Annotated in this window: 16 protein-coding genes; 2 read left to right on the plus strand and 14 right to left on the minus strand. The window is 75.7% G+C overall.

The features are described 5' to 3' along the window. Positions 1 to 53: 53 nt before the first annotated feature. The 14 genes from H9657_RS18305 to H9657_RS18370 form a co-directional block, all read right to left on the minus strand. Positions 54 to 347, minus strand: a complete 294-nt coding sequence (locus H9657_RS18305) for an isoamylase early set domain-containing protein (RefSeq protein ID WP_318241598.1) — start codon at positions 345 to 347, stop codon at positions 54 to 56. A gap of 116 nt (positions 348 to 463) precedes the next feature. Then, a complete protein-coding gene (locus H9657_RS18310; protein WP_191784876.1) occupies positions 464 to 1,735 on the minus strand; it encodes a hypothetical protein in 1,272 nt (423 codons plus the stop codon). Continuing rightward, positions 1,732 to 3,846 (minus strand): cytochrome c oxidase assembly protein, encoded by a 2,115-nt coding sequence (locus tag H9657_RS18315; RefSeq protein WP_191784877.1) that lies wholly within the window; start codon positions 3,844 to 3,846, stop codon positions 1,732 to 1,734. Before H9657_RS18315 ends, H9657_RS18310 begins: the two co-directional genes overlap by 4 nt. A gap of 20 nt (positions 3,847 to 3,866) precedes the next feature. Further along, the gene (locus H9657_RS18320; RefSeq protein ID WP_191784878.1) at positions 3,867 to 4,604 is read right to left on the minus strand and encodes a copper resistance CopC family protein; all 738 of its coding nucleotides are present in this window, start codon (positions 4,602 to 4,604) and stop codon (positions 3,867 to 3,869) included. A 272-nt stretch (positions 4,605 to 4,876) separates the two neighbouring features. After that, entirely contained in the window at positions 4,877 to 5,806 is a 930-nt protein-coding gene (locus tag H9657_RS18325) for a hypothetical protein (protein WP_191784879.1), read from the minus strand. 205 nt (positions 5,807 to 6,011) lie between these two features. Beyond that, positions 6,012 to 7,562, minus strand: coding sequence for a dihydrolipoamide acetyltransferase family protein (locus tag H9657_RS18330; RefSeq protein WP_191784880.1), 1,551 nt, complete (start codon positions 7,560 to 7,562; stop codon positions 6,012 to 6,014). Between the two features lie 41 nt (positions 7,563 to 7,603). Next, positions 7,604 to 8,674 carry an alpha-ketoacid dehydrogenase subunit beta gene (locus tag H9657_RS18335; protein ID WP_404813173.1) on the minus strand — a complete coding sequence of 357 codons (1,071 nt, stop codon included), beginning with the start codon at positions 8,672 to 8,674 and terminating at the stop codon, positions 7,604 to 7,606. After that, positions 8,671 to 9,834 (minus strand): pyruvate dehydrogenase (acetyl-transferring) E1 component subunit alpha, encoded by a 1,164-nt coding sequence (gene pdhA, locus H9657_RS18340; RefSeq protein WP_191784881.1) that lies wholly within the window; start codon positions 9,832 to 9,834, stop codon positions 8,671 to 8,673. The genes H9657_RS18335 and pdhA overlap by 4 nt, the downstream gene beginning before the upstream one ends. 255 nt (positions 9,835 to 10,089) lie before the next feature. Then, on the minus strand, positions 10,090 to 10,746 hold the full coding sequence (locus H9657_RS18345; protein WP_191784882.1) for a hypothetical protein: 657 nt from the start codon (positions 10,744 to 10,746) through the stop codon (positions 10,090 to 10,092). After that, the gene (locus H9657_RS18350; RefSeq protein WP_191784883.1) at positions 10,743 to 11,441 is read right to left on the minus strand and encodes a hypothetical protein; all 699 of its coding nucleotides are present in this window, start codon (positions 11,439 to 11,441) and stop codon (positions 10,743 to 10,745) included. The genes H9657_RS18345 and H9657_RS18350 overlap by 4 nt, the downstream gene beginning before the upstream one ends. Continuing rightward, positions 11,435 to 12,868, minus strand: coding sequence for a WXG100 family type VII secretion target (locus H9657_RS18355; RefSeq protein WP_191784884.1), 1,434 nt, complete (start codon positions 12,866 to 12,868; stop codon positions 11,435 to 11,437). Before H9657_RS18355 ends, H9657_RS18350 begins: the two co-directional genes overlap by 7 nt. Positions 12,869 to 12,871: 3 nt before the next feature. Beyond that, complete coding sequence (locus H9657_RS18360) at positions 12,872 to 13,150, minus strand: hypothetical protein (RefSeq protein ID WP_191784885.1); 279 nt, start codon at positions 13,148 to 13,150, stop codon at positions 12,872 to 12,874. Further along, positions 13,150 to 17,544, minus strand: a complete 4,395-nt coding sequence (locus tag H9657_RS18365; protein WP_191784886.1) for an FtsK/SpoIIIE domain-containing protein — start codon at positions 17,542 to 17,544, stop codon at positions 13,150 to 13,152. The genes H9657_RS18360 and H9657_RS18365 overlap by 1 nt, the downstream gene beginning before the upstream one ends. Before the next feature lie 35 nt (positions 17,545 to 17,579). Then, on the minus strand, positions 17,580 to 17,876 hold the full coding sequence (locus H9657_RS18370) for a WXG100 family type VII secretion target (protein WP_191784887.1): 297 nt from the start codon (positions 17,874 to 17,876) through the stop codon (positions 17,580 to 17,582). Positions 17,877 to 18,100: 224 nt separating this feature from the next. On the opposite strand from H9657_RS18370, the gene H9657_RS18375 reads away from it, so the two are divergent. Both H9657_RS18375 and H9657_RS18380 read left to right on the plus strand, forming a co-directional pair. Then, positions 18,101 to 19,519 carry a hypothetical protein gene (locus H9657_RS18375; RefSeq protein ID WP_191784888.1) on the plus strand — a complete coding sequence of 473 codons (1,419 nt, stop codon included), beginning with the start codon at positions 18,101 to 18,103 and terminating at the stop codon, positions 19,517 to 19,519. Positions 19,520 to 19,604: 85 nt separating this feature from the next. Then, complete coding sequence (locus H9657_RS18380) at positions 19,605 to 20,198, plus strand: helix-turn-helix transcriptional regulator (protein ID WP_191784889.1); 594 nt, start codon at positions 19,605 to 19,607, stop codon at positions 20,196 to 20,198. Position 20,199: the final 1 nt, after the last annotated feature.

Here is a 20,199-nt window from a genome sequence, read left to right on the forward strand (position 1 = left end):
CCCCCCCCCCCCCCCCCGCGGAGGCGCGCTTGACCGATGTGACCTCGGCGACGTCAGGCCCGGACGACCGAGCCCTCCGGCGTGATCTCGTCGGCGTCGACGTCGTCGAACCAGCGGCCCTGCGGGCCCAGGTAGCGGAACCGCACGGTCGAGCCCGCCGGCACGACGACCGACGCGCTCGCCGTGCCGTTGGAGCGCCGGCGCAGGGGGTGGACGCCGGGCGTCCAGTCGTTGAAGGTCCCGACGACGCTCACGGGACCGTCCAGGACGGTGGACGGCAGCGCGAACGTCAGGGTGCAGGTGGCGGACTTCACGGAACGGGACTTCTTGAGCACGGGCTGTTCCACTTCTCCTCGGCCGGGCGACACGGACGGGTGAATGGTCGCGCGACGATGTTTCCGGGACCGCCGCGACACGGTGACCCCCGTGTGACGGCTGGGTGTCCCGACGGCGTGTCGCGGCGTCAGGGCGCGACGTACGCCGTGTACGTCGTCCCCGCGGGCAGCTCCTGGTAGAACGTCGCGTCGAACGCGGCGTCGCCGCCCGCCGCCAGCTCGAAGGCGTACCCGCGGGCGGCCGCGACGACCTCGCCGTCCGGCCCGGCGGCGACCACGACGACCTGCGCCATCTCCGTGTCCTCGTCGAGCGTGCTCGACACCGTCCCCTCGACGGTCACGCCCCACGACTCGCTGCGCACGGTCAGCTCACCGACCGTGAGCCGGCCCGCGCCCGGCGCGTACGTCACGGGCTGGAGCAGCGGCAGCCGGACGTCGACGCGGTCCGGCACCCGGTCGCCGAGCTCGCGGAACGTCCCCGACACCGCCGTCCGTCCCGGCAGGACGTCGGCGTACGCCCACTCCGCCACCAGGAGCGTGCCGTCGGCACCGAGCGCCTCGACGGACATCTCGGTGGACCCGAACCGGTGCGCGGCGTTGGGGTTGTCGATGACCGCGACGTACCACCAGACGCCCGGCTGGTCGGGCTCCGGGCCGAAGGCGACCTGCTCGACCGTCATGGGCTCCCAGGGCGGCACGTCCGACGCGTCGCCACCGGCCGCGCCACCGCCTGCGTCGCCACCGGCCGCGCCGTCACCGGTCCCGCCGTCGAGCGCTCCGTCGTCGAGCACCCCGTCGTCCTGCGCGACGTCGCCGGGGCGCGCGTCGCTGCCGCCCGAGGACGTGGTCGCGGCCACGACGTAGGACACCTGGGCGACCACCGCGACGAGCACCGCGACCGTCCCGAGCACGACGCCGGCGGTCGCGCGCCCGGCCGGCGCGGGCCGCGCGCCGCCGCGACGACGCCGCGCCACGATGCCCAGCACGAGCGCGACGACGCCCAGCGGCAGCGCCACGATGCCGACGAACGGCACCCAGGCCAGCACGAACGCCACGATGCCCAGGACGAGCGCGGCGGTCCCGGTCCGGCCCTGTCCGCCGCCGTGGCCGTCGACCGGGCCCCGGGACGCCCCCTGCGGGGACCACCCGGGCGGGGGCGGCGGTGCGGGCATAGCGCCGGGCGGGGGCGTCCCGTAGACCGGGGGCGCTCCGGCGGGCGACGTACCGTACGACGGCGGCGGGAGCGTGCCGGCGGGCGCACGCGGGACGGACGGCGCGGCGAACGGCTCCAGCGGCGCGTGGCCCGCGTCGACCGCGGGCGGCGGCGGCGGGGGCGGGGGCACCGCACCCGGCGACCCCCACGTCGGTGATCCCGGCGTCGTCGGTCCCTCGGTGCTCACGTCGTGCCTCCCGGCCGCGGTGCGTCGCGGCCGGCCAGGTCGGCCAGCATCGCGTTGTACTCGTCCATCTCGTCGTCGCCGTCACGGTCGACGCGGCGGTCGCGGCGGCGGGCCGTGCGCTCGTCGTCACGCGTCCACTGGACCGCCACGACGATCGCCAGCGCGAGCGTCGGGATCTCCCCGATGCCCCACGCGATCGAGCCGCCGAGCTGCTGGTCCCGGATCGCCGACGGCCCCCACGGCCGGCCCGTCAGGCCGAACCAGTCCGCCACGAGCAGCCCCTCGCCGCCCACCAGGGCCACGCCGAAGAACGCGTGGAACGCCATGGTCGCGAACAGCAGCAGCAGGCGCATCGGGTACGCCGGGCGGGTGGGGCCGGGGTCGATGCCCGCGAGCGCGTTGACGAACAGGTAGCCCGCGAGCGTGAAGTGCACGACCATCGCGAGGTGCCCCACCGGCGAGCGCAGCGACCACTCGAACAGCCCCGAGTAGTAGAAGACCACCATCGACCCGGCGAAGTTCAGGGCCGCGACCAGCGGGTTCGCGAAGAACCGGCCGACGCGGCTGTGCACGAGCGTCAGGACCCACTCGCGCGGCCCGCGCGACACGTCGCCGCGCAGCGTCGTGGCGCGGGGCGGCACCGCGCGCAGCAGCAGCGTCACGGGCGCCGACAGCGCGACGAACAGCGGCACCACCATGACCAGCACCATGTGCTGGATCATGTGCGCGCTGAACAGCACGTGCCCGTAGACGGACGGTCCGCCGGACGTCGTCCAGGCGAACAGCAGCATGCCGACGACCCAGGAGGCCGTGCGCAGCCACGACCACGTGTCGCCGCGGCGACGCAGGCGCCGCACCCAGCGCAGGTAGACGACGACGCCCGCCGCGGCCGCGCAGGCCATGAGCACGTCCCAGCGCCACTCGGTGAGCCAGCGCAGGGCCGTCGGCTCCGGGGGCAGGGGGTGACCCGTCAGGACGTACGCGGGTGACGTGTCGGCCGCCGCGGTCTCGGGCACCGGCGGCGGGGACGAGCCCAGCGCGACGGCGACGCCGGACACGGCGCCCATGACGACGAGCTCGACGAGCACCACGCGCCAGAACAGCCGCCCGCCGCGCGGCCCCGCGAGCTGCGGGACGGTCGCGCGCCGGTGCGCCAGCCCCAGCAGCGCGAGGGCCCCGAACAGCAGGATCTTGACGACCAGCAGCACGCCGTAGCGCGTCTGCAGGCCGTCCCACCCGCCGAGCCGCACGACGCTGTTGACGACCCCGCTGATCGCGACGCCCGCGACGCACCACCCGGCGACCACGGAGAACCGGGCGACCGCGGGCACGACGTCGGTGCCCAGCCGGCGCACCAGGACGGCCAGCGCCGCGAGCGCACCGATCCACACCGCGGCACTGACCAGGTGCAGGACCATCGCCGACGTCGCGAGGTCGTGGCTCGCCGCGCCCGCCGCGTGGCCCGTCTGGCCGAGCTGCCAGAGCGCGACGAGCGCGAGCGCGGCCGTCCACGCGGCCCCGGTGGGCGTCGCGACGACGAGCGCGAGGGCCGTGACGACGGCGGCGACCGTCGTGACGGACAGCAGCGTGCGGCCGAGGTCGATCTGCGTGACGAACAGCACGAGCTCGTCACCGAACGACGGCGCCGTGGGCGAGGCGCCCGCGACCGAGGCGTACGCGAGCACCAGGTGCACGACCGACAGGACCGTCCACGCACCCGCGGCGACGCCCGCGAGGACGAGGCTGCGGGGGTAGGCCGAGCCGTCGGCCGCGGCGCGGCCGGACCCGGTGCCGGGCGCTGCGGTCGGCGTCGTGGCGGGTGCGGACGGTGTCGCGGCGGGTGATGAGGCGGCGGGTGCCGCCGCGGGCGGCGCGGTCCGTCGCGGGAGCACGCACACCGCGAGCAGCAGCGCGCCGACGGTCAGCGACGCGGCGAGCTCCGTGAGCGTCTCGACGACCGGCAGCCCCCACCGCACGAGCGGGCCGGGGTCGCCGATCGCGACCGCGGTCGCGACCCCCGAGAACGCGACGCCGACGAGGACCGCGACCGTGCCGGCGGCCGCGAGCACGCCGAGCGCGCCGCGCCGTACCAGGGTCTCGCTCTCGTCCACCGGAACAGCCTAGGCGTGCCTCACGCGCCGGTGGACGGCCCGCCGTCCGCGCGGTCGTCCGACGTGCCGGTCCCGCTCCCGGCCGGGGCGTCACCGGTCTGAGCGGCACGCCGACGCTGCGTGACGACCGCGGCCGTGGCACCGCCGGCGACCGCCACGAGCGCGCCCACGCCCACGGCGGCCCACACCCACGGCGAGGTCCCCTCCTCCTCGAGCGGGCCCTCGACGGCCGTCATCGTGACGTCGTCGCTCGTGGGCGCCGGCTCGGCCGTCGGCTCGGCCGTCGGGTCGGTCGCCGCGTCGGCTGCGGGTGTCGCGTCGGGCGTCTCCGGCGCCGCCGTCGGCTCGACCGCCGCCGGCGCGGTCACCGCGAACGTCAGGCTCCCGGACAGCGGGTGCCCGTCGGCGGAGGTCACGCGCCAGTCCACGGCGTACGTACCCGCCGGCAGCGGCGTCGCGACGAGCGGCTGGACGACCGACACGTCGACGAGCTGCGCCGGGCCGTCGCTGACGACGGCGCCGTCCGGCCCCGTCACGACGACCTGCGTCCCGAGCTCGACGGCCGGCTGGTCGAACGTCAGCGTCACCTGCGTCGGCGGCGTCGCGACGCTCGACCCGTCCGCCGGGTCGGTCGAGCGCAGCGTGTTGTGCGCGGCGGCGGGCGCGGCGCCGAGCACCGCCATGAGCAGCACGAGGGCGGCGAGGACACCGCTGCGACGCGCGGCACGTGCGCGCAGGACCGGGACGACGCGGGACACGACGACCACCTTCCAGGAGGGACGACAGCGCGTCGATCCCATCACGCGGGCACGCGCGGGGACGAATCGGCCGCCGATCCCGTGCCGCACGCCGACGGTGCGACGAGCCCCCCGGCCGTGCCCCCCTCCCGGCCGTGCCCCCTCCCGGCCGTGCCCCCTTCCGGCCGTGCCCCCCTTCCGGCCGTGCCCCCCTCCCGGCCGTGAGAGAGCGATCCGGCATGCACGGCGTGCACCCCCCTGCTGCCCTGGGACGTCGCGGAGCACACCCGCTCTCACGCCGCCGCCACGGCCCACGGGCCGGGGCGACGGCGGCGCACGGGCAGGGGCAGGGTCAGCGCGGTCGCCGCGAGCGCCGCGGTGAGCAGCAGCGTGGCCGCGACGGCGGGCCACCGGTCGCCCGGGGCGACCGCGGAGTTCGGTGCCTCCGGTCCGGCCGCCTCGGCGGAGACGTCGGGGGCGATGGCGGCCGCCTCGGCAGAGACGTCGGGGGCGGTGGCGGCCGCCTCGGCAGAGACGTCGTCGGCCGTGCCGTCGGGCGGGACGTCCGCTGGTGCCCCGGCCGGTGCCGCGCCGGACGCCGCGGCGCGGTCGGCGGCCGCGACCAGGGACGCGACCGTGTGCGGTGCGTGCGGGTCGGCCGGGTCGACCCCCGCGGCCTCGAGCGTGGCGGCGTCGAGGCCGGCCGCCACCAGCGCGTCGAGGTCCCAGCCGGCGGCGCGCACGGCGTCGAGGTCGATGCCCGCGGCCTGCAGCGCCGCGAGGTCGATCGCTCCCGCGCCGTGCGCAGGATCCGTCGCCGGCGCGGCGGCATCCGTGAGCTGCGCGGGCGCACCCGGCTGCGGCGGGTTCTGCTCGGTCCCGCCCTGCGCCGCACCGTGGCCTGCGTGGGGGTCGGCGACCGCGACGGCCCCGGACGCTGCCGTGAGCATCGTCAGCACGGGCAGGAGCGCGACCGCGAGCAGGGCCGCCGCGAGCACGGCGACGACGCGCGTGCCGCGGCCGACCGACGTGCGGGCCCCGAGCACCCCGGCGACGAGCACGAGCGCGGCGAGAGCGCCCAGCACCGCGGGCCCGGGCACGTGGCCCCCCGCCAGGCAGTGCCCGGCGACGGCGCCCGCGAGCACGGCCGCGGTCAGGCCGACCCCGCGGACGAGCACCAGCGGGGTGCGGCCCGCGAGCGTCGTCGTCGCGTCGGCCGGCATGCGCCGAACATCGCCCGCGGGCGATCACCCGTCCACCCACCGAATCGCTTCAGTCACCCGCCCGCGCGACCGCGCGACCGTGCGCCGGGCGTCGCGCGTCGAGACCGGGCTGAGTCGTCGTCAGGGCCCCGGTCGACGACTCAGGCCGGTCTCGACGACGGGCCGTCCCGAAGGTCGGGACGGGCCGTCGAGGAGCCAGGTGGTGTCAGCCCCAGACCAGGGCCTGGGACGGGTCGCCGAGGACCGCCGCGACGTCGGCCAGGACGCGGCTGCCGAGCTCGCCGTCGACGAGCCGGTGGTCGAAGCTCAGCGCGAGCTGCGTGACGTGGCGCGGCTTGACCTTGCCCTTGTGCACCCACGGCTGCTGCCGGATCGCCCCGAACGCGAGTATCGCGGCCTCGCCCGGGTTGAGGATCGGCGTGCCGGTGTCGATGCCGAACACCCCCACGTTGGTGATCGTGATGGTGCCGTCGGACATGTCGGCCGGCGAGGTGCGCCCGGCACGGGCCGTGGCCGTGAGCTCACCGAGCCCGCGAGCCAGGCCCAGCAGGTCGAGGCGGTGCGCGTCCTTGATGTTGGGGACCACGAGCCCGCGCGGGGTCGCCGCCGCGATGCCGAGGTTCACGTAGTGCTTGTAGACGATCTCCTGCGTCGTCTCGTCCCACGACGCGTTGATCTCCGGACGCCGGTTCACGGCCATGAGCAGCGCCTTCGCGGCGACGAGCAGCGGCGTGACGCGCACGTCGGCGAACTCGCGGTCGGCGCGCAGCCGCTCGACGAGCTTCATGGTCCGCGTGACGTCGACCGTGTGGAACACCGTGACGTGCGGCGCGCTGAACGCGCTGGACACCATCGCCTCGGCGGTGCGCTTGCGCACCGACTTCACCGGGACGCGCGTCTGCCGGCCGTCGGGGCTGACGACGCCGCCCGCTGCCCACGGGCGGTCGTCGCCCGGGTAGGTGGCGAGCTCGCGGCCGTCCGCGCGCACCGAGTGCGCGAGCACGTCCTCGCGCGTGACGATGCCGCCGGGGCCGGTGGGCGTGACGGCGTCGAGGTCGACGCCCAGGTCCCGTGCGAGCTTGCGCACGGGCGGCTTGGCGAGCGCGTGCGCGGTCCCGTCGGGCCGGTTCGCCGACACCTCCGGAGCGGGCGCCGGTGCGGCGGCGGACGCGGCAGCCGGGACGGGCACAGCCGCGCGGGCCGACGTCGCGGCGCCCGGTGCGGCTGCGCCCGGTGCGGGTGCCCCCGTGCGCGGGCGGCGCGCCGACGACCCGTCCGCGACGCCGTACCCGACGAGCACCGCACCGGAGCCGCCGCCCGACGCGCCGTCGGCCGCAGGGGCCGCGGCACCGGCCGCCGACACACCCGCCGACACCGCCTGCGCCTCGTCGCGCGCCGCCTCGACCTCGTCCGCTCCCCCGGGCTCGGCCGACGACCGGCTCGGGTGCGGGTGGCGGGCGCGCACGCCCTCGGCGCCCGCGGCGGGCCCGGCGGCGGGTGCCGCACCGTCCGGGTCGACGTCCACCTCGATGATCGGCGTGCCGACCTCGACGGTCGCGCCGACGTCCACGAGCAGGCGCGTCACGACGCCCGTCCACGGGCACGGCAGGTCGACGAGCGACTTGGCCGTCTCGATCTCGACGATCGTCTGGTTGACCTCGACACGGTCACCGACCGCGACGTGCCACGTGACGATGTCGGCCTCGGTGAGGCCTTCGCCGGCGTCGGGCAGGGGGAACTGCTGGTACGTGGGCACGCGAGGCTCTCCGGTGGCGCGATGGGTCGGAACGCGAAAGTTCAGAACGCGAGGGCGCGGTCGACGGCGTCGAGCAGCCGGTCGAGCCCGGGCAGGTAGTCGTGCTCGATCTTCGCGACGGGGTACGGGGTGTGGAAGCCGCCGACCCGCAGGACGGGTGCCTGCAGGTGGTAGAAGCACTCCTCGGTGATGCGGGCCGCGACCTCGGCGCCCGACCCGTACAGCACGGGCGCCTCGTGGGTGACGATGCACCGGCCGGTGCGCCGCACCGACGCGGCGACCGTCGCGGTGTCGAGGGGCGAGATCGTGCGCAGGTCGACGACCTCGATGCTCGTGCCCTCGGCCGCGGCGGCCTCGGCGACCTTGAGCGCGGTCGCGACCGTCGGGCCGTACGCGACGATCGTGACGTCGGTGCCGGCCCGCACGACGCGCGCGTGGTCGAGGTCGCTCGGGCTGCCGTGCGGTGCGAGCAGCGGCGCGTCGAGGTCGACGTCGCCCTTCTCCCAGTACCGGCCCTTGGGCTCCAGGAAGATCACGGGGTCCGGCGACGCGATGGCCTGCTGGATCATCGTGAACGCGTCGGACGCGTTCGACGGGGACACGACACGCAGGCCCGGGGTGTGCGCGAACAGGGCCTCGGGCGACTCGCTGTGGTGCTCGATCGCACCGATGCCGCCGCCGTAGGGGATGCGGATGACGACGGGCAGCCGCAGCCGCCCCTGCGAGCGGTAGTGCATGCGCGAGAGCTGGGTGGTGATCTGGTCGAACGCGGGGAACACGAACCCGTCGAACTGGATCTCGCACACCGGCCGGTACCCGCGCAGCGCGAGGCCGATCGCGGTACCGACGATGCCCGACTCGGCGAGCGGCGTGTCGACGACGCGGTCGTCGCCGAACTCCGCGAACAGCCCGTCGGTGACCCGGAAGACGCCCCCGAGCCGCCCGATGTCCTCGCCCATGAGCAGCGTGCGCGGGTCGTTGGCCAGCGCCCGGCGCAGGCCGAGGTTGAGGGCCTTGGCCATGGGCAGCCGCTGCGTGCCCGTCGGGAAGGGGGCCGGGGCGGGTGCCGGCGGCGGCTCGGTGAGGCGTGCGCGGTCGCTGGTTACGGTCATCGGTGACCTCCTGCCGCCTGGCGGCCGTCGTGGTCGACGAAGGACTGCTCGTACTGCGTGAACCACGCGCGCTCGGCGTCGACGACGGCGTTCGGCGTGGCGTAGACGTGGTCGAACATGGTGTGCGGCGACGGGTGGCCCATCGCGCGGACGGTCGTGCGGATGTGCTCGCCGAACGCGTCGGACTCGGCGGCGAGCTGCGCCTGGAAGACCTCGGGCAGCTCGCCCGTGCGCTCGAGGTGCACGCGCAGGCGCTCGATCGGGTCGCGGCGGCGCCAGTGCTCCTCCTGCTCCGACGTGCGGTAGCGGGTGGGGTCGTCCGACGTCGTGTGCGCGCCCATGCGGTAGGTGAACGCCTCGATGAACGTGGGCCCGCCGCCGCTGCGGGCGCGCTCGAGCGCCTGGCGCGTGACGGCGCACGACGCCACGACGTCGTTGCCGTCGACGCGCACGGACGGGATGCCGAAGCCCGGTGCGCGGTCGGCGATCGGCACGCGCGCCTGGCGCGTCGTCGGCTCGGAGATCGCGAACTGGTTGTTCTGGCAGAACAGCACGACGGGCGCCTGGTTGACGGACGCGAACACGAGCGCCTCGCTGACGTCGCCCTGCGCGGTCGCGCCGTCACCGAAGTACGTGACGACCGCGGTGTCGCGCGTCGGGTCCCCCGTGCCGACGAGGCCGTCGCGCTGCACGCCCATCGCGTAGCCGGTCGCGTGCAGCGTGTGCGAGCCGATGACCAGCGTGAACAGGTGGAAGCCGTGCTCGGCCGGGTCCCAGCCGCCGTGGTCGACGCCGCGGAACAACCGCAGCAGGTCGGTCATCTCCAGGCCGCGCACGTGCGCGACGCCGTGCTCGCGGTAGGAGGGGAACACGTGGTCCTGGGGGCGCAACGCGTGGCCGGAGCCGACCGCCGCGGCCTCCTGCCCGAGCGACTGCGCCCAGAGCCCGAGCTCGCCCTGCCGCTGCAGGGAGGTCGCCTCGAGGTCGAAGCGGCGGGTGAGGACCATGTCGCGGTACATCGCGCGCAGCCGGTCGCCGTCGAGGTCCTCGGCCCACGCGTCGTAGGTGGGGTGCGCGACGCGCTCGCCTGCCGGGGTGAGCAGCTGGACGAGCCCCTCGTCGGTCAGGGGGCCGTCGGCCGCGGGTGCGGACGTGCTCACGCGGTTCTCCTTCGCCTGGGATGCGAACCTACGTCAGCGTAGGCTACGGAGGCGTAGGTTTCGACGGGAAGAGTCCGACAAGCCTCAGCGCGCGCGGTTGTCGGATCCCCACACCGCCCCGCACGTCGACGCCCCCGGGCGTCGTGCCGCACGCGGAGCGTCGTGCGGTGCGCCCGCACAGGCCGCCGGCATCGAGCCGTCGGGGCGCGCGGCGTCCCGACGGCTGGCCCATCCCGTCGCTGACGGCCCGCGCCGTCAGCCGCTGACCGGCTGCAGCGCGTCGAGCTGAGCCACCAGGTCGTCGGCAGAGACCGGTCCGGCGTGCTCGGACCACTGCAGGGTCCCGACGACCGCGTCGAACATCGCGACCACCGCGAGCACGGCGGGGTCCTCGAGGTCACCGTCCGTCAGCACGGTGAACGTGAGCAGCGCCCAGGTGCCGGGCTGGTCCGGGTGGGCGGCGTAGTACGCGACCTTGCGGGTCGGGTACGGACGTCCGACGCGGCGGGAGTCGAGCACCTCCTGGACGCGGACCGCGGGCCCGCCGCCGACGTCGAGCGACAGCGCGTCCTCGCCCCCGTCGGCGACGAGCCCGGCGAGCACCAGCTCCGGGTCGACCGTCGGGTCGTCCTCCAGGACCGTGACCAGCAGCGAGCCGGGCAGTCGGAACCCGCCGTACTCCGCGAGCGGCAGCAGCACGCACCGCGCCCCACCGGCCGCCGCGTCGTCGACGGCACCCGTGAGCTGCTTGCGCAGCTCCTTGCGCCAGGGGCCGGCCTTGTCGCGCGGCAGGTGCTCGGGCACGAAGCGGCGCACCAGCTGCTCGACGACCCAGACCCGCAGACGCTGCGTGCCCGGCCCGGTGGGCACCAGGACCCACCCCTCGGGCACGATCAGCTCGACATCGATCACGACACGCTCCTCAGGCTCTGCTCCTGGGGGCGGTGCTCGCCCGCCACCGGGGGCCCCACCTCGGCCGCGACCAGGTGCATGAGCTCCTCGACGCCCTGACCGGCGATCCCGAACACCGACTGGTCGACCACGCGGGTGGACAGCACCACGTCGATCGCGCCGTGCTGGTCCGTCGCGTCGACGCGCAGTGCCGCGTCCACCCGGGCGCAGACGTCCCCGTCCTCGCCCCGGACCAGGGCCGACACCCGCACGCCGTCCCCGGCGGACGTGGTGACGTAGTCGACGACCGGTCGGCGGGCGTCGCCGGGTGCACCGTCGGGCGCGAGCCCGTCGAGCAGGTACCCGGCATCGGCGTGCGCGGGCTCCCTCATCTCGACCACGACGACCACAGGTGCCCATCGCGGTCGCTCCGGCGCCAGGAACCCCGCGCCCCACGCGACACGCGTTCCCACAGGCAGCCCCGCGGCGCGCCCACGCAGCCACGTCGCGACCTCGTGCCCGACACCCTGCGGCGTCAGACCTCGACGCAGCTCGACCGGCAGCGTCGCCGCGCCGCTCAGGATCGTCTCGTCCACCCACTGCGCGAACATCCCCGCCGTCGCGGCGTGCCACTCCTCGACCGCAGCGGGGTGCTCGTCGTCGGAGGGGACCCACCACCACGCCCAGGCCACCTCGGGCACCGGCAGGCTCACCACGGCGTCTCCTTCGCGCCGATGGTCGGGAAGTTCTCGTTCTCCGTCACGCGCCCGCCGGTGTACACCACACCCGCGGCGAACCCGAAGCCGGCGAGCGTGAAGCCCCACACGCCCCACAGGCTCGACGTGCCGGTGTGGTTGAGGCTGAGGCGCATGGCCTTGAGCTCGCGCCAGCTGGTCAGCCCTCCGAGGACCTTGCCCCAGTCCGAAGCCGCGACAGCGGGGTTCTTGTACACCGACTTCCACAGCTTGACGGCATCCTCGAGCTGCATGACGCTCGACCTCCAGAAGCCGAAGTCCGGTACCAGGCCCTTCCACGGCAGCGCCCCGAGGAGTCGGTTGGTCAGCGGGTTGTGGAACCAGTCGGCCGTGTTCTTCCAGTGCTGGGTCGCGTGGATCGGCAGGTTGGTCCGCCCCGCCGGGGTGGCCCCGATCGGGCCCATGGGGATCGAGTCGTTCCGTGCCGGGGCACCACCGACGGGGCGGGAGCCACCGGTGCGGCTCCAGTCGGTGATGCGCGTCGTCCACGTGCGCTTGATGCCCTGGGCCGTGGTCCGGGCACCGGCCGACATGCTCCGACCGGCGAGCGACACCACCGCCCCCGCTCCCAGCAGCCCGACGCCCAGCACGGCGAAGATGAGGTCGACGAGCCCCTCCTTGCCGTTCGCGTAGAGCGTCGCGGCCACGACGAGCCCTGCGACCGCCACGACCGCGGCCGCGGCGAGCAGGAGCGCCACGCCCGGCAGGAGGATGCACAGGACCGCCAGGGCGATCCCGATCCACGACAGCACCTTGCTGATCACGGCGAACACCGCGAGGATCTTGTCCTTCGTGCTGTCGGACAGGCCGTCGCCGTAGCGCTTGGCGTTGACGTTGTCGCCGAGCCGGCGGCCCGCCCGCTCCAGGTCGTCGAGCGCCGACTCGAGGCGGTGCCGTGCCGCCGTGGCGTCGACCTCGGCCTGGTTCGTGCTCACCAGCTTCTTCGCGTTCTTCGCCTCCTCGTCCGGCGAGAGCACACCGCCGTCGTCGGGCACGCCGTCGGGCAGCCCGGCTGCAGCGGCCAACGCGCTGCGCGCGGTCGCGGCGTCCGTCTGGGCCCTCCCCACCTTCTCGATCGCGTCGTCGAGCTCCGGGAGGTAGAGGTCGACCTCGCGGGTGACGTCCTCGTACCGCACGGTCGCCTTCTCGAGCTTCTGGCGCGCGTGCTCCGCGTCCTCCCGGATCGCGTCGACCGACTTGCCGGCCATGCCCTCGCTGCCGACCTCGACCACCTTCTGCAGACGGTCGACCGCGCTGCGCAGCGTCGTGGCGATCTCGCGGTACCGGGCGGCGGCCTTCCTGAGCCGCTCCGTGTCGGCGTCCTTGAGCTTGCGCAGGCGGAAGTCCGCGGCGCTCTCCTCCGTGTCACCGGGTGGCAGGAAGAACATCCTCTATCCCTCCAGGGAGGCAGCGAGCTGCCGGTCGGTGTCGGCCCACGCCTCGGCGAGCTCCGCGACGGCCTTCTGGAAGCCCTCGAGCTTCTCGACGAGGTCCTTCCGACGGTGCTGCCAGTTGTCGGCGAAGTCCCCCATGGAGAGGTTGGCGTTGTGCTGGCCCCACACGCCGTCGCAGGAGTCCTCCAGGTTCGTGGCGTCCTTGAACGCCGAGATGATCTCGGTGAGCTCGTCGGCGAGCTTCTCGAGGTCGTCCGTCACGACCAGGTCGGGCATCAGACCATCTCCTTGCGTGGTGCGAGAGGTGCGAGCGGCACCTGCGTGGTCACGTACGTCCCGTCCCCGAGGTGCACGAGTGCCGTGCCGGGGGCGACGCGCACCGCGAGCTGTGAGCGGGACAACCGCGCGCCGACGAGGTCGCCGTCAGCGAGGTTCTGCGGGGACAGCAGCGCACCGCGCCGGTTCTTCTTGACGTCGGCCTGCCAGCCGGTGAACCCGGCACCGACGCTGCCGAGCTCGCCGCCGATGACGACGCCGCGGCGGTCGTTCGACGCCCGGCGCACGAGACGGCGCAGCCACTCGCGTGCGGGCGCGTCGCGCCACGCCTCGGCGTCGTCGACCAGCAGCACCACCGGCCCGTCACCCTCGTCCACGAGCGGTGCGAGGGTCGCCTCGTCCGGCGCGTAGTCGTCGAGCACCGCGCGGACGCCCGGGCGGCCCGCCAGTGCCCGCAGCGGCGAGCGCAACGGCGCCCCGACGACCAGCTCGACGCCCGCCCGCAGCAGCGACTCCGCCACCACCGCGAGCAGGGTGCTGCGTCCCGAGCGCGCCGGACCGGCGACGAGGAACGTGGGCACGTCCACCGCGAGGTCAGCGCCGACGGGCTCGAGCTCGTCACCACCCACGCCGAGCAGTGCCCACATCGGCCGCGGCTCGACCGCGGCCCACGCGTCCTCGAACGTCAGACGCGTCGGCATCGCGGCGATGCGCGGCGGGCGGGCGGCGCGTGGCACGTCCTGCTCACGAACGGTCAGGCGGTCGGCGAGCGCGTGCAGCGCCGCCACCTGAGCCGGCCCCGACGGGTCGTCGGCCAGCAGCGCGACCTGCGTCTCGACGGCCCCGGGGACGCGCAGCCCCCGCCCGGGCGGCAGGTTCTCCGGGAAGGACCGCGCGGACAGGCCCGCGAGCGTCGCGTCGGTGCGGTCCGCGAGGCGCAGCACGAGCTTGTCCTCGCACAGCGACGCGATGCGTCCCCCGAGCAGCGTGTGGTCGCCCGCGATGACCAGGTGCACGCCCGCGCTGGCGCCCTCGCGGAGCAGCGCGTGCACGGTCTCGGTGAGCGCACCGCCGTCGTGCTCGCCGAGCGTCGTCGTGAAGCCCTCCCAGCGGTCGACGAGCAGCAGGACGTGCGGGAGCCGCTCGCCGGGCGCGGTCGCCGCACGCTGCTCGGACACGTTCGCGAACCCGCCCTCACCCAGCACGCGCTGCCGGCGCTGCACCTCCGCCTGCAGGCGCGTGAGCAGCCGGGCGGCCCGGTCGGTCTCCGTCCGCTGGACGACGGCGCCGCAGTGCGGCAGGCGGGTCAGCGCGAGCAGCGCGCCGTTCCCGCAGTCGATGCCGTACAGGTGCAGGTCGGCGACGCCCGTCGCGGCGCACGCGGCGGCCGCGAACGTCCGCAGGGTCTGCGAGCGCCCGGACCGCGCCGCGCCGGCCACGTGCAGGTGTCCGAACGTGCCGAGGTCGGTGACGACGTCCTCCTGCCGCTGCGCGCGCGGCAGGTCGCGCCGCCCCCACACGACGACCGGGTCGGCGGTCCTGCGCGGGGCGTCGGCCAGGGGCAGGACGTGCGTGGTGGGCAGCGGGGCCAGCCACGGGCGCCGCTGCTCGGGCACGCCGAGCATCTCCGCCGCGAGACCGATCGCGCGGACGAGCACCGTCAGGTCCGTGACCTCGCCCTCCTCGCGGTCGCCGCGCGGCCGCTCGGGGACCGGGCGCCCCAGGTCGGACCAGGACACCGGCCGCAGGTAGGGCGCGGGGACCTCGGCACGCCGCAGCGGCCGGCGACCGCCCACGCGCGCCGCCTGGAACGGGATGAGCGCGCTGTGCCCCAGGCGGGCGAACGCCCGGCCCGGCTGGCTCGGTGCGATGCCCGCGGCCTCGCGCGCGTCGATGACGTCGGTGCTGTCCCCCGCGTCGGTCACGCGCAGCGCGATGCGCAGGTTCGTGTTGGCGCGGATCTCGGCGGACACGACGCCCGACGGCCGCTGCGTCGCCAGGAGCAGGTGGATCCCCAGGGACCGTCCGCGCTGGGCGATGTTCACGAGGCCGCTGACGAAGTCGGGCAGCTCGCGTGCGACGGACGCGAACTCGTCGATGACGATGAGCAGGCGCGGCATCGGGTCGAGCGTCCCCCGGCGGACGCGCGCCTCGAGGTAGTCGTCGAGGTCCTTGACGCCCGCGGCCGCGAGCACGCGCTCGCGGTGCGCGAGCTCGGCACCGAGGGACGTCAGCGCACGCTCGACGAGGTGCGGGTCGAGGTCGGTCACCATGCCGACGGTGTGCGGCAGGTCGACGCAGTCCTTGAACGCGGCGCCGCCCTTGTAGTCGACGAGCACGAAGTTCATCGCGTCGGGCCGGTTGGCCACCGCGAGCGACGCCACGACCGTCTGCAGCAGCTCGGACTTGCCGGAGCCGGTGGTCCCGGCGATGAGACCGTGCGGCCCGTGCTCGGCCAGGTCGAGCGCGAACGGCCCGTCGAGGGACACCCCCACGACCGCGCGCGTCGTGCTGCCGCCCGCCGCCCAGCGCGCGGCGATCGCCGCGGGGCCGGGCTCGGTGAGGTCCAGGACGTCCAGCAGGCGCGCGGCCGACGGCAGCGCCGCCTCACCGACGGCCTTGCTCGTGTCGCGCAGCGGCGCGAGGCTGCGCCCCACCGCGGTGAACCAGTCGTCGCCCACCTCATCGACGCGGACGTCCTCGATCTGCGCGGCGCGCTGCTGGCGCAGGGTGCCGCCGCGGCCGGGAGCGCCGACGACCACCGCGGCGCACTCCTCGGGCAGCGTCCGCTCGTCGGCGTCGACGCAGATGCAGTGCACCCCGACGGCCGGGCCGTCCTTCAGGATCGTCACGACGCCCGGCAGCGCGCGCAGCCGCAGCGCACCGTCGAGCACGACGACGACGTCGGGGTCGGGCAGTGCGGCGCGTGCGCCGGCGCCCAGCCGCGCGCGCTGCCGTCCCTGGATGAGGTCGAGCAGCTCGGCGACACGGCGCGCGAGCGTCTCGGCGTCCGAGCCGACCAGCGCGAGCGACTGCTGCCCGAGCACGGGCCGCACGTGCGGCAGCCACGTCGCCCAGCCCCACCACCGCTCCCCCTCGGGGTCGGTCAGGACGTAGAGCTGCACGTCACGCGGGCTCTGCAGCACCGCGAGCTGGGCGACGAACCACCGTGCGAGGCACCGCGGCCAGTCGCCGGGTCCCGCGAGGCCGACGACGCCGGCCTGCGCGATCGACAGCGCCGCCGGCACGTCGGCGGACGTGCGGGGCTCCTGCTTGCGGTGCAGCCCCTCACCCTGCGTGACGACGAGCGTGCTCGGCAGGTCGGCCGTGCCGACGCGCACGAGCAGGTGGTCGGGGTCCGTGCGCCGCCGCTCCCACAGCCGCGCGCGCGGCGACGTCGCGACCAGCAGCAGCTCGGCCGCGTCGGGGCTCGCCGAGCGGCGGTCGGCGCGCTCGGTCGCGAGGGCCTCGAGCACCTCCTGCTCGACGCGCGCGAGGTCCGCCTGGTGCTCGGCGACCCGGCGCCGGTGGCCGATGCGTCCGCCACGGCGGTTCGACAGCCAGCTGCCCAGCACCATGACCGGGGACATCGCGGCGAACATCAGGTACATGGGGTTGCGCATGACCAGGGCGATGACGGTCGCGCCGACCGCGGGCAGCAGCGCCGTCAGCCACGGCATCACGGCGGGGGGCTGCGCACGGGGCTCGGGCGGCAGCTGGAACTCGGTGCGCCGCTGCGGTGGCAGCAGGCGCGGCGGCCGGTTGTAGTCGAGGTGCTCACCCTCGGGCGACGGCTCGAGGACCGCGTCGGGCGCGGCCGCCGGGTGCACCTCGAGCAGGCGCTCGCCCACGTGCAGCAGCGCCGACCCGCGCCACGTCGTGCCCCCGGCGGGCAGCGGCTCGCCCTCCAGCAGTGCGGGGCCGACCGGCGCCGCCGGCGGCACGTCCCACGGCTCGAGGTGCACGCGCGCGTCGAGCGTGACGCGGACCGTCACGAGCACCACGGGCGCCAGGTCCAGCACGACCGCGCCCGAGCCGTCGACGCCGAGGTCGTACGAGCCGGCTCCGAGGTGCCACACGCGACCCGCGTCGGGCCCGGCAACCACGCGCAGGGTCATGAGCGCGGGAGCCGGCGGGGGCGTCGGGTCCGGGCCGCCGAGCCACAGCACGGCACCGTCGCGGACGCCGCTGCCGGCCAGCGGCGCTGCGGCGTCCACGACGGTGCGGCCCACGTGCAGCGTCGTCAGGTCCAGCCCGTCGCACGGGTGGCGCGACGGGTCGAGCCCGTCGACGGCGTTCTTCACGACGTCCCGGACGCTGGTCAGCGGGTCCGCGTCCACGACGACGTCGCTCGCCCAGGCGCCCGGCCTGGCCAGCGTGATCATGAGGCGCATCGCGGATCCTCCGGCGCGGGACGGGCGGGACGCGGTCAGCTGCGCAGCGAGCTCGCCATCTGCGTGTCCACGTCCTGCAGGGCGGTCACGGCCTGGTCGAGCCAGGACGAGAGCGACTCGAGAGTCGTCATGAGCTCGTTCGCCGCCGTGACGAACTCGGTGTTGACCTCGTCGAAGCGGACGGACGCCTGGTCGGTGACGAAGCCCGAGGCGACGAGCGAGTTCACGAGCGACTTGGTGTCCGACAGGCGCGCGTCGACCTCCGCCTTGTTGCTGCGCAGCCTGCTCGCGCTGTCGCTCATGTCGGCGTACGTGATGTTCAGGTTCGGCATCGGTGGTCCCTCCGGGTCGAGCCGGCACCCGGTCGCCACGACGGCGCGGTGCCAGCGCCCACGACGCTAGGAACGCCCGGTCGGTCCGGTCCACCACCCCGCCGCCGTGGTGGGCCCGCGGGCCCAGGACGGGTTTGTCCCGTTCCACCGCGCCCCCCGACGATCGGCACGAGGGTCGGCGCCCACGCGTCGTCGGCCGGCCGCCGCGACCCGGAGGAGCACACATGGAACGGCCTGGTCTGCGGGGACGGCGCCGGGGCACGCGCACGGGCCGTGCCACGGCGGTGCGGATGGCCGTCGCGCTCGCGTTGACGGTCCCGCTGGTCGCCGGGGGCGCCGGTGCGGCGACGGCCGGCGTCGTCACGGGGACCTCGGGGACGACGGGTACGACGACGGTCGACGAGCAGGCCGGCGACGTGACCTACTACGTCGTCAAGGAGTCGTGGGAGGGCCAGCCCGAGTTCCTCTTCTCGATCGCCGAGCGGCTGCTGGGCACCGGCGACCGCGCGCTGGAGATCTACGACCTCAACGAGGGCCGCGCGCAACCCGGCGGCATGACCGTCAGCGACCCCAACGTCATCCGCCCCGGCTGGGTGCTGCTGCTGCCGCCCGACGCGGTGGGCGACGGCGTCGTCGTCGGCCCCCTGCCGACGCTGCCACCCGTGGCCGTCCGCCCGACCACCACACCGAGCCCCGCACCGGGCGCCACCGAGCGCGCGTCGGGCGGCGGCGCCACCGACGAGTCGTCGACCGCGGCGTCCGACGACGCACCGGCGACCTCGCTGCCGTCGTTCGACCCGGAGACGGTCCTGCTCGTGGCCCTGGCGGTGAGCGCGGGCATCGGGGTGCTCGTCCTGCTGGTCGGTGTCGGGGTGGGCGTCGTCCGCCGCCGGCGCGCCCGACGCGATGCGCCCCCCGCCCCGGTCGTGCACCGCGAGGACCCGGGCGCCTGGACGATCGACCGCACGACCCGCGCGCTGGCCCGCGCGTGCGCCGACGCGGGCCGCGCGGTGCCCGGTGTGCACGCGCTCGTCCTCGCGGACGACGAGGTCCACCTGCGCCTGCGCACGCCCGACGCGCACCCCCCGGCCGGCTGGTCCGCGACCGACGACGGGCGCACGTGGACGTCGCCGATGCGTCCGCTGCAGGACGTCGCGCTCGACGCGCACGTGGTCGCACCCTTCCCCGGCCTGGTGACGCTGGGCGACGACGTGCGCGGGCGCGTCCTGGTCGACCTCGCGCAGGCGGGCCCGGGGATCTGCCTCGAGGGTGACGTCGACGAGGCGACGCGGCTCGCGGAACGGTGGCTGCACGAGCTGGCGAGCAGCCCGTGGTCACGGCACGTCCCGGTCGTGGCCGTGGGCGTCGGCGGGTCGTCGTACGGGCGGCTCGACGAGGCCGCGGACGCGATCACCGCGGCGGCCGGCGGTGTGCTGGTCGTCGCCGACGCCCGTCGCCGTGACGCGGACCGGCTCGCGGTGCTGGCCGAGAACCCGGCGTGGGCGGTCGTCGTGGTGGGTGCCGCCGGGCGGGACTGGGCCCGTTGGCGACTGACGCTCGACGCCGAGGGTGTCGCGACGGGTGGCCCCCTGGACACCGACGTGCACGTGCGGACCGGTGCGCCTCGCCTTGAGCTCGTCTGAACCGCCGACGTGCCGCGGCTGCACCTGCAGGGCGTCTGGAGGCGATCTGGAGGGCGTCTGGAGGAGCCCGTCGCAGGGTCCTCCCATGACGACGACACCGACGGCCGGCTACCGGATGCGGATCGCGATCTCCAGCCCGGAGATCGAGGCGCGGATCCGCGGCGTCTTCGCGAGCCGCGGTCTCGACGTGGTGCTGGACGACGCACCGCCGACGTTCGAGGTCACGGTCCTGCCGGGCGCCGGGGCGCGTCCGGCACCGACGGCCGTGGGCGACGCCCTGCACCACCTCGTGGGCGCGGTGACACCGCGGCTCGCCACGACGCCGAGCGCGCGCTACCGCCTGACGCTCGCGACCGCCGAGCGCGACGACGACCCCGCGCCGGCGCGCCGCGGCAGCGCCGGGGTGGCGGACCTGTCGCCGCGCGAGTCGCAGGTGATGGCGTGCGTCGCCCGGGGCCTGCGCAACACCGAGGTCGCGGACGAGCTGGGCGTCACGGTGAAGACCGTCAAGAACCACGTCAACCGGATCTTCGGCAAGCTCGGGGCCGCGGGTCGCGTGGAGGCCGTGCTCATCTGGCAGTCGGCGCGGACCTCGTCGGCCCGCACCACGTCGGCCCGCACCCCGTCGGCCCGCACCACGTCGACGCGCCGGCCCGTCGCGGCCGCGCTCGCCGGGTAGC

Source organism: Cellulomonas avistercoris (genome assembly GCF_014836445.1).
Taxonomy (GTDB): domain Bacteria; phylum Actinomycetota; class Actinomycetes; order Actinomycetales; family Cellulomonadaceae; genus Cellulomonas; species Cellulomonas avistercoris.

Bases quoted from the DNA above. Each gene is read 5' to 3' on its own strand.
- H9657_RS18325 (WP_191784879.1), bottom strand. From the start codon at position 5,806: ATGCCGGCCGACGCGACGACGACGCTCGCGGGCCGCACCCCGCTGGTG.
- H9657_RS18335 (WP_404813173.1), bottom strand. From the start codon at position 8,674: ATGACCGTAACCAGCGACCGCGCACGCCTCACCGAGCCGCCGCCGGCA.
- H9657_RS18355 (WP_191784884.1), bottom strand. From the start codon at position 12,868: ATGTTCTTCCTGCCACCCGGTGACACGGAGGAGAGCGCCGCGGACTTC.
- H9657_RS18360 (WP_191784885.1), bottom strand. From the start codon at position 13,150: ATGCCCGACCTGGTCGTGACGGACGACCTCGAGAAGCTCGCCGACGAG.
- H9657_RS18365 (WP_191784886.1), bottom strand. From the start codon at position 17,544: ATGCGCCTCATGATCACGCTGGCCAGGCCGGGCGCCTGGGCGAGCGAC.
- H9657_RS18370 (WP_191784887.1), bottom strand. From the start codon at position 17,876: ATGCCGAACCTGAACATCACGTACGCCGACATGAGCGACAGCGCGAGC.
- H9657_RS18375 (WP_191784888.1), top strand. From the start codon at position 18,101: ATGGAACGGCCTGGTCTGCGGGGACGGCGCCGGGGCACGCGCACGGGC.
- H9657_RS18380 (WP_191784889.1), top strand. From the start codon at position 19,605: ATGACGACGACACCGACGGCCGGCTACCGGATGCGGATCGCGATCTCC.